The organism is Neisseria sp. P0021.S005, assembly GCF_051956955.1.
On the sequence record NZ_JBQCWY010000462.1, the window covers coordinates 1 to 2,451 of the forward strand.

At 53.0% G+C, this 2,451-nt stretch carries 3 protein-coding genes; all 3 read left to right on the forward strand.

Features of this window, described 5'->3' with window-relative positions:
- The coding region (locus tag ACTHUE_RS15590; RefSeq protein ID WP_440423940.1) for an AMP-binding enzyme at positions 1-565 on the forward strand (565 nt) is incomplete at its 5' end.
- Between the two features lie 81 nt (positions 566-646).
- Complete coding sequence (locus tag ACTHUE_RS15595) at positions 647-2,212, forward strand: ABC transporter ATP-binding protein (RefSeq protein ID WP_070461473.1); 1,566 nt, start codon at positions 647-649, stop codon at positions 2,210-2,212.
- 126 nt (positions 2,213-2,338) lie between these two features.
- Positions 2,339-2,451: thioredoxin family protein (locus ACTHUE_RS15600; protein ID WP_440402792.1), on the forward strand; the 113-nt coding region annotated here is incomplete at its 3' end.

Consider the following 2,451-nt stretch of genomic DNA (forward strand, 5'->3'; position numbering starts at 1 on the left):
CAATACACCCGACCGCCAAAAAACCGCCAGCGTCGGCGTTGCCCTGCCCGGCCTGACCGTGAAAGCCGTCGATGACGAATTGATCGAAGTGCCGCGCGGCGAAGTGGGCGAACTCATCGTCAAAGGCGACTCGGTGATGCAAGGCTACCTCAATATGCCTGACGCTACAGATGAAACCATTGTCAACGGTTGGCTGAAAACCGGAGACTTCGTCACCATAGACGAAGACGGCTTCATCTTCATCGTTGACCGCAAAAAAGACCTGATTATCTCCAAAGGCCAAAACGTCTATCCGCGTGAAATCGAAGAAGCCATTTACAAACTCGAAGCTGTGGAAGCCACTGCTGTAATCGGCGTGAGGGACCAATACGCCGATGAAGAAATCATTGCCTTTATCCAACTCAAAGAAGGCATGAAGCTGGAAGAAGCCGAAGTCCGCAGCCACCTGCGCGGCCTGTTGGCAAACTTTAAAATCCCAAAACAAGTCATCTTCCAAGACGAGCTGCCGCGCAATGCCACCGGCAAAGTGTTAAAACGCAAACTCAAAGAACAGTTTCAAGACTAAACCTCTGTTTCAGACGGCCCCTTGATTCATGCAGGCCGTCTGAAAACCTGTCATCAACAAACTTTTCAGACGGCCACGACCATGACTACACCTATACTCGAAATCGAAAACCTAAACGGCTCCTTTCCGAGCAAACAAGTTTTGTACGATATCAACCTTACCCTGCAACCTGGCCGCAAACTGGCATTGGTCGGCGAGAGCGGCAGCGGCAAAACCGTATTGTCGCAAGGCATTATGCGCCTTAATCCAATGGTTACCTTTGAAGGCAGTCTGAAATATTGCGGAACCAATCTGCTGACCCAGCCCGAACGCGCCCTGCAAAAACTGCGCGGCCGCGAAATCGGCATGGTGTTTCAAGAACCCATGACCGCCCTCAACCCCGTCATGCGCGTCGGCGAACAAATCGCCGAAGTCCTGTCCCTGCATTTGGGTTTGGATAAAAAACAGGCATGGACGCGCGCTATCGAACTCTTGGACGAAACCGGCATCCACCAGCCCGAGCAAAAAGCCCAGGCATACCCTTTCCAACTTTCCGGCGGCCAACGCCAACGCGCCATGATTGCCATGGCCGTATCAGCCCAGCCCAAGCTCCTGATTGCCGACGAACCGACCACCGCTTTGGACGTTGCCGTCCAAGCCCAAATCCTCGACCTGCTCTCACGCCTGCAAGAAGACCACGGCATGACCATGCTCTACATTACGCACGACTTGAACCTTGTACGCCGTTTTGCCGATGATGTCGCCGTTATGCGTAACGGCCGTATTCTTGAAACCGGCAAAGCAGCCGAAGTCTTCGCCAATCCGCAGCACGAATACACCAAAATGCTGCTCAACGCCGGCACAATGCGCAAAGTGGCTCCTTTACCTGCAAACCCGGCCACCGTCCTTAAGGCCGAACAAATCGCCTTTTCCATCAAAGAATCAGACGGCTGGTTTAAAAAACGCGACAAAACCATCCTCAACCCCATTTCTTTCGATCTCAAATCGGGGGAGACATTGGGCATCATTGGCGAAAGCGGTTGCGGCAAAACCACGCTGGCGAAAGCCGTTATGCACCTTATCGATTCCGAAGGCAGCCTGATTGTCAACGGCGAGCCATGGAAACGCGAATTGAGACGCGAAATCCAAATGGTGTTCCAAGACCCGTTCGGCGCATTCAATCCGCGCATGAACGTCTTCGATACCGTTTCCGAGGCCTTACGCGTACACGAACCTGAAATGCCGCACGAAGAAATGCGCCGCCGCGTCGAGGAAGTCCTCAAACAAGTCGGCCTGCCCGAAGACGCACTCGAACGCTATCCGCACGCATTCTCCGGCGGCCAGCGCCAACGCCTCGCCATCGCCCGCGCCATCATTGTCCGCCCAAAAATCCTCGTATTGGATGAACCAACCAGCGCGCTTGATGTCCAATGGCAACAACAAATCCTTGAATTGCTCAGCAGCCTGCAAAAAGAATACGGCCTCGCCTTCATCATCATCAGCCACGACCTCGCCGTCATCCGCGCCATTTCCCACCGCGTGATGGTGTTGAAAGACGGCAAAGTCGTTGAGGAAGGCGAATGCGAAAACGTGTTTGCCAATCCAAGCAGCGACTACACGCGCCATTTGATTGCCCACTCCGGCCACATGGTTCAAGAGGCCGTCTGAATCTTTAAGGATTACGATAGACGCATTTCAAAAAAACTATTACCGGACGGCGGCACTTGAAATTTTCCCTGTCTGCCACTATTCTGAACAACGTATTCATTAATCCCGATTTAAAAGGAAACAAACATGAGCAGCGAATTGATTATCCACGCCAGCGATGCCAGCTTCGAACAAGACGTTTTGAAATCCGACGTACCTGTATTGCTGGACTTCTGGGCACCATGGTGCGGCCCTTGCAA

What these genes read in the sequence shown, in the direction of transcription:
- ACTHUE_RS15595 (WP_070461473.1), top strand. Translation starts at nt 647, where the DNA reads ATGACTACACCTATACTCGAAATCGAAAACCTAAACGGCTCCTTTCCG.